The sequence below is a fragment of the Inquilinus limosus MP06 genome (assembly GCF_000767795.1).
GTDB classification, from domain to species: domain Bacteria; phylum Pseudomonadota; class Alphaproteobacteria; order DSM-16000; family Inquilinaceae; genus Inquilinus; species Inquilinus limosus_E.
In genome coordinates this window covers 1-6,463 of record NZ_JANX01000357.1, presented here as the reverse complement: position 1 = coordinate 6,463, position 6,463 = coordinate 1, and the positions used below count along the sequence as shown (strand labels likewise).

Sequence of the window (6,463 nt, the reverse complement as noted above, 5' to 3'; positions counted from 1 at the left end):
GACCACCCGGCCGAGATACATCACCGCCACCTGGTCGGCGACGTCGGCGACCACGCCGAGGTCGTGGGTGATGAACAGGATCGACAGGCCATGCTCCGCCTGCAGCTTCTTGAACAAATCGAGGATGTTGGCCTGGGTGGTGACGTCGAGCGCGGTGGTCGGCTCGTCGGCGATGATCAGCCGCGGGCCGCAGGACAGGGCCAGGGCGATGCAGACGCGCTGGCGCATGCCGCCGGAGAACTCGAAGGGATAGCTGTCCAGCCGCTCCGCCGGCTTCGGGATGCCGACATCGGCCAGGCATTCCAGCGCCCGCTCCCGCGCCGCCTTGCGGCTGAGGCCCATATGCTGGCGGATCACGGCGCCGAGCTGCTGGCCGATGGTGTGCACCGGCGACAGCGCCGCCATCGGCTCCTGCGACACCAGCGCGATCTCGGCCCCGCGGATGGCGCGGATCGCCGGGCCGCGCGGCGGCAGGCCGGCGATGTCGACCACCGGGCCGGCGGCGGTGCGGAAGGCGATACGGCCGCCGGCGATGCGCATCCGCTCCGGCATCAGGTTCATCAGCGCCCGGCCGGTCATGCTCTTGCCCGAGCCGGATTCGCCGACGATGCACAGGGTCCTGCCCGCCTCCATCTCGAAGCTGACGCCGTCGACCGGGCGGATCAGCCCGTCATCCGTGCCGATCTGCACCCGCAGGCCCTCGACCCGGAGGAGAGGCTCAGTTGTAGGGGTCGGCGGCATCGCGGATTCCATCCCCCAGGAAGTTCAGCGCCAGCACGGCGACGACGACAGCGATGCCCGGGATGAACAGCCAGGGCGCGGTGGTGACGGCCAGCAGGTTCTGGGCGTCCTTCAGCAGCACGCCCCAGCTGATCACCGGCGGCTTCAGCCCGATGCCGAGGAAGCTGAGCGCGGTCTCGGCCAGGATCATCGACGGGATCGCCAGCGTCACCGAGGCGATGATGTGGCTGGTGAAGGACGGCACCATGTGCCGCCAGATCACCCGCTGGCGCGAGCAGCCGTCCAGCCGCGCGGCCAGCACGAAATCCTCGGTCCTCAGAGACAGGAAGCGGCCGCGGACGACGCGCGCCAGCTCGGTCCAGCCCAAGAGCGACAGGATCACGGTGATCCAGAAATAGACCATCAGCGGGTCGATGTTGGTCGGGATCGCGGCGGCGAAGCCCATCCATAGCGGGATGGTCGGGATCGACTTCAGGAAGTCGATGGTCCGTTGCACCACCTCGTCGACCCAGCCGCCGTAATAGCCGGAGATGCCGCCGAACAGGATGCCGAGGAACAGGCTGATCGCCACCCCGACCAGGCCGATCGACATCGACACGCGGGCCCCGTGGATGGTCAGGGACAGCACGTCGCGGCCCAGCCGGTCGGCGCCCCACAGGTAGAAGGGCTGTTTCGGGTCGACCGGGCCGATCAGGTGCCGGTCCCAGGGGATCAGGCCGAGCAGCCGGTACGGCTCGCCCTTCACGAACAGCCCGACCGGGATCACCTTCGCCGGGTCGCTGACATAGGTGCGCTGCACCGTCAGCGGGTCGACCGTGCTCTTGATGCCGTTGACATAGGCCAGGGCGAAGTTGCCCTGGGCGTCATGGCCGAAGAACTTCAGCATCTGCGGCGGCGCGTAGGTGTAGCGCGAGTTGTAGGTCTCCGGCCCATAGGGCGCGACGAACTCGGCGAAGGCGGCGACAATGTAGATCGCGATCACCACAACCCCGCTCCACCACGCCAGGCGGTGGCGGCGGAAGCGGCGGTAGATCAGCGCCCACTGCCCCTTCTCCGCCGTGGTGGCGCGGCGCGGCGTCGGGATCGCGGTCGGTTCGGCGACGGTCATGGTTCTCCCCTCAGCCGTGCCGCACGCGCGGGTCGAGCCAGGCCAGCAGCAGGTCGGAGATGAAGCTGCCGAGGATGGTCAGCGCGCTGAGCAGCAGGATGAAGGACCCGGCCAGGTACATGTCCTGGGTCAGCAGCGCGCCGAGCAGCAGCGGCCCGGCGGTCGGCAGGCTGAGCACGACGCCGACGATGACGGTGCCCGACACCAGCTCCGGCAGGATCCAGCCGATGGTGGAGACGAAGGGGTTCAGCGCCACCCGCACCGGATAGCGCAGCAGCACCGTCCGCTCCGGCAGGCCGGCGGCGCGGGCGGTGGTGACATAGGGCTTGTTCAGCTCGTCCAGCAGGTTGGCCCGCATGATCCGGACCAGCGACGCGGTGCCGTGCACGGCCAGGACGAAGACCGGCAGGTACAGATGCGCCGCCAGGTCGGCGACCTTGCCCCAGCTCCACGGCGCGTTGATGTATTCGGCCGAGAAGAAGCCGCCGACATCGGCGCCGAAGCTGCGCGACAGCACGAACATCAGCACCAGGGCCAAGAGGAAGCTGGGGATGGCGAGGCCGAGGAAGCTGAGGAAGGTGACGACGTAGTCGAGCGAGGAGTAGCGCCGCACCGCGCTGTAGATGCCGATCGGCAGCGACACCGCCCAGGTGACGAGCAGGGTGATGAAGGACAGCAGCAGGGTCATGCCCATGCGGTCCCACAGCAGCGAGGAGACCGGCCGGTTCCAGTCGAAGGACTGGCCGAAATCGCCCGCGAAGACGATGTTGGAGATCCAGCGCCAGTACTGCACGTACCAGGGCTGGCCGAGGCCGTATTGGGCCCGCATCGACTCCAGCATCGCCGTGTCGACCGACCCGCCCTGCTCGGAATAGCGGGCGACGTAGCTGGTCAGGAAGTCGCCCGGCGGCAGCTGGATGACGATGAACACGACCACCGAGACCGCGGCCAGCGTCACGGCCATGTAGATCAGGCGGCGCAGCAGGAAGCGAAGCATCGCGGCCTCGGTGTCGTTGCGGGAGCGGGGCCGGCTATTCGTAGAAGTAGGTTTCCGGGTTGGTCGGCCCCGGCGTCATGTAGAAGACGGTGTCCGGCATCTCCTCCGGCACGTTCTTCATGGTGGTCTTCACCACGCCGTAATTGTCCGGCGCCATCACCGTGCCGATCACCCAGAACTGGTCGCGGGTGATGGCCAGCAGCTTCTTCATCACCTCGATCTGGCGTGCCGTGGTCGGCTGCGCCTTCAGCTGCTCATACAGCTCCTGCTGCTCGCGCGCCGGGCCGGTCGGCTCGATCGCGTTCGGGTCCTTCGGGCTCTGGTACCAGATGCCCCAGGCCGAGGCGAAGGCCGACTGGTTCTCGTAGGGGAAATACCATTTCGGGTCGAGCAGCCCGAGGAAGTCGTAGCCGCCGCCGCCCAGCCAGACCAGGCCCTGCTGGTCGTTGGCGAGCTGGCGGGCGAAGGCGAAGGAGGATTCGATCGCCTTGACCTGCATGTCGATGCCGACATCGCGCCAGTATTTGCGGATCAGTTCCAGCGCGTCGACATGGTATTTGCGCGAGGCCAGGGCGTCGATGGCGAAGGAGATGCGCTTGCCGTCGGGGCCGAGGCGGAAGCCGTCGCCGTCCTTCTTGTCGAAGCCGGCGGCGTCGAGCAGCTGGTTGGCCTTGGCCGGATCGTACTCGGTGTACTGGGTGGCCATGGTCTCGTCATACAGACCGGTGTCCGGCCGCGGCGCCGCCTGATAGGGCCGGGACAGGCCGGCATAGATCAGCTCGTTCAGCTCGTCGCGGTTGATGGCATAGGACAGGGCGATGCGGAAATCGCGGTTCTGGAACACCTTCTGCAGGTTCGGGTCCTTCACCGTCTCGTTCAGGCAGATCAGCATCGAGTTGGAATAGGCCGGCCGGGCCCGGAACAGGCGGTAGCCGCCCTGCTCCCGGTGCTGCGCCAGCACCGCCTGGTTCTCGATGCCGTCGAGGCCGTAGGCCTGCATGTCGAGGTCGCCGTTGATCGCCTTCAGCACCAGCCCTTGGGTGTCGCCGACCACGTCATAGGTGACCCGGTCGATATAGGGCAGCTGGTTGCCGGCGGTGTCGACCTTGTAGAAATACGGGTTGCGGACGGCGACCACCTGGCTGGTGCCGCTGTAGGGCACGGTCATCACCCAGGGGTCCAGCACCGGACGGCCGAGGTCGCGCCAGCGGCTGGCGTTCTGATAGGCGGTCTTGTTCTGGAACAGCGTCGTCCAGTTCGGCACGCCGGCCGCCTTGACCAGCGCGTCGATCCCGTCCGGATTGTATGTCTTGTGGAACTGCTTGAGGTAATGGGCCGGCGACGCCGCCAGGATGTCGGAGCCGAGCTGCGTCGCCATCGCCGGCAGGAACAGGCCGTTCGGCGCGGCGAAGCTGAAGCGCACGGTCTCGGCGTCGATCTTCTCCACCGTCACCGGCTTGCCGCCGGCGCGGAGCCAGCGCGGCGCCGACGGCGTCAGCTCCTGGTTCATCAGCACGTCCTGGTACCAGAACATGATGTCGTCGGCGGTGAAGGGCTGGCCGTCCGACCACTTCATCCCCTTCCGCAGATGGAAGGTGAAGGCGGTGGCGTCGTCGTTGACGTCGACGGATTCGGCGGCGTCGGGCACCACGTCGGTCCAGGCCGGGTTCCAGCGCACCAGGCGGGTGTAGCCGATGGTCCGCTCCATCGAGCCGTCGGAGCCGCCGACCACCGCCTGCCGCCAGGTGCCGCCGTATTTGCCGACGCTCTCCAGCGGCGTCACCACCAGCGGATGCTCCGGCAGGCGCTGCGCCACCGGCGGCAGCTTGCCGGCCGACACCTCGGCGGCCAGCGACGGCGCCTCGTGATACTCGGCGGCTCCGGCCGGCCCGCCCCACAGCAGCATCGGGATCAAGGCCGCGCCCCACAGCGCGCGCGTTCCGGCGCCCATCCTGAGTCCTCCCTCTGAGTTGGTCTTCGACCTTATGTCCGACTCAATATCGTTAACGTTAACGTTCGTCAATACGGCTTGCCGTTCAGGAAAATTCTACGTATTGAATGGATTGAATGCCCAACCTCGCCAGAGACAAGCGAGAGTGACAGTTAACGATAACACTTCCCGCAGCCTGAAGCCCCTGCCCCGCGGCGCCACCTTGGCGGATGTGGCGGCGACGGCCGGCGTCTCGACCATGACGGCGTCGCGGGTGATGAACGGCCGCGGCGGTGCCAGCGAGGAGACACGGGCCCGGGTGCTGGCGGCGGCCGCCAGCCTGGCCTACCGGCCGAACACCTTCGCCAAGGGGCTGAAGGGCGACCGCTCCTACACCATCGGCATCGTAGTGCCGGACATCGGCAACCCGTTCTTTCCGGAGGTGATCAAGGGCGCCGAGCTGGCGGCCCGCGCCCGCGGCTTCACCCTGCTGACCTGCAACGTGGTCGAGGATCCGGAGCGCGAGGCCGAGGTGCTGGCGACGCTGCTGGACCGGCGGGTCGACGGCGTCATCGTCTGCAGCGCCCGGCTGGAGGACAAGCGGCTGCAGCAGGCGATCGAGCCGCACCGGGCGGCGGTGCTGATCAACCGGCCGATGCCGCGCCGCGTGGCGGGCACGATCGAGATCGACTTCCGCACCGGCCTGGCGGAGGCGACGCGGCGGCTGATCGAGCGCGGCCGCCGGCGCATCGCCTATATCGGCGGGCCGCCGACCTCCTACAGCGGCCGGATGCGCCGCGCCGGCATCCTGGACGCCCTGGCGGAGAACGGGTTGGAGCTGGTGGCCGAAGAGGCGACGACCCCGGACCTGGAGGGCGGCATTGCCGCCGCCCGCCGCCTGTCCGCCGGCGGCACGAAGGTCGACGCGGTGATCTGCTACAACGACCTGATCGCGATCGGCACCCTGTCAGTGCTCCGCGACGCCGGGCTGGCGGTGCCGGGCGACATCGCCGTGCTGGGCTGCGACGACATCCTGGCCGCGCGGCTGGTCAATCCGCCCTTGTCGACCATCCATGTCGCCAAGCAGGACCTGGGCGACGCCGCCATGCGCATGCTGATCGACCGGATCGAAGGCCGCAGCCTGCAGCATTCGATCGTGATCGAGCCTGAGCTGGTCGAGCGCGGGACGACGTAAGGGGCCGGCCTTGCCGAGAAATGGCAGGTCTGTCCCACACCGTCATTGCGAGGAGGCGAAGCCGACGAAGCAATCCAGAGGCCGGTGCGCACCGGCCCCTGGATTGCTTCGCTTCGCTCGCAATGACGGTATGGGGAACCGCGGCTACGCCCCGTCCGGATCCGCCAAAGTGCGGTCCAGCGCATCGACCAGGAGCTCGGCGTGCTCGCGGCGGAAGACCAGCGGCGGACGCAGCTTCAGCACGTTGCCGTTCCGGCCGCAGCTGCTGACCAGCACCTTCCGGCGGCGCAGCCCGTTGACCACGCGGGCGGCCAGCGCGCCGTCCGGCTCGCGCGTCGCCCGGTCGCGCACCAGCTCGACCCCGACGAACAGCCCGGCGCCGCGCACATCGCCGATGGCCGGGTGACGGTTGGCCAGCGCCCGCAGCGCCTCGGCCAGGACGCCCCCGGTATCGCGGGCATTGGCGACCAGCCCCTCGCCCTCGATCACATC

The 6,463-nt window shown here is 68.5% G+C and carries 6 protein-coding genes; 1 reads left to right on the top strand and 5 read right to left on the bottom strand.

Annotated features, from left to right (window positions below):
* From P409_RS22775 to P409_RS22760, 4 genes are all read right to left on the bottom strand, one after another.
* Positions 1-690: ABC transporter ATP-binding protein (locus P409_RS22775; RefSeq protein WP_202964767.1), on the bottom strand; the 690-nt coding region annotated here is incomplete at its 3' end.
* Positions 691-718: 28 nt separating this feature from the next.
* A complete protein-coding gene (locus P409_RS22770) occupies positions 719-1,849 on the bottom strand; it encodes an ABC transporter permease (protein WP_052121220.1) in 1,131 nt (376 codons plus the stop codon).
* 10 nt (positions 1,850-1,859) lie between these two features.
* Positions 1,860-2,846 carry an ABC transporter permease gene (locus tag P409_RS22765; protein ID WP_034844078.1) on the bottom strand — a complete coding sequence of 329 codons (987 nt, stop codon included), beginning with the start codon at positions 2,844-2,846 and terminating at the stop codon, positions 1,860-1,862.
* Between the two features lie 34 nt (positions 2,847-2,880).
* A complete protein-coding gene (locus tag P409_RS22760; protein ID WP_052121218.1) occupies positions 2,881-4,797 on the bottom strand; it encodes an ABC transporter substrate-binding protein in 1,917 nt (638 codons plus the stop codon).
* Positions 4,798-4,942: 145 nt separating this feature from the next.
* Between P409_RS22760 and P409_RS22755 the strand changes: the two genes are divergently transcribed.
* Positions 4,943-5,971 carry a LacI family DNA-binding transcriptional regulator gene (locus tag P409_RS22755; RefSeq protein WP_202964766.1) on the top strand — a complete coding sequence of 343 codons (1,029 nt, stop codon included), beginning with the start codon at positions 4,943-4,945 and terminating at the stop codon, positions 5,969-5,971.
* 144 nt (positions 5,972-6,115) lie between these two features.
* Here P409_RS22755 and P409_RS22750 read toward each other — a convergent pair.
* The coding region (locus P409_RS22750) for an aminotransferase class III-fold pyridoxal phosphate-dependent enzyme (RefSeq protein WP_034844077.1) at positions 6,116-6,463 on the bottom strand (348 nt) is incomplete at its 5' end.